This window comes from Stenotrophomonas sp. SrG, from assembly GCF_050031795.1.
Taxonomy (GTDB): Bacteria; Pseudomonadota; Gammaproteobacteria; order Xanthomonadales; family Xanthomonadaceae; genus Stenotrophomonas; species Stenotrophomonas rhizophila_A.
In genome coordinates, this window is sequence record NZ_JBNBBE010001794.1 from 1 (window position 1) to 230 (window position 230).

General features: G+C 61.7%; 1 protein-coding gene. It reads left to right on the forward strand.

The window, feature by feature from the left end:
* The coding region (locus ACQG3P_RS25420; protein WP_426806589.1) for a hypothetical protein at positions 1–230 on the forward strand (230 nt) is incomplete at both ends.

The window sequence follows — 230 nt, forward strand, 5'->3', positions numbered from 1 at the left end:
AGCTGAGCCTGCGCTGTCAGCCGTTCGACATCCTGCTGGTGCGTGACGCGGCATCCAAGGGCTTCCTCGCGCCGTCGCTGTCGGAGAACTCCAACGGCACCAGCATCGCCTACGGCAGCGTGATCGATCCGCGCGACCCGGACGTGACCGGCTCGCGCAAGAACCCGACCTTCTTCACCGTCGGCAACAGCGACCTGAAGATGGTTATTAAAAAGATCTACTACCTGTGG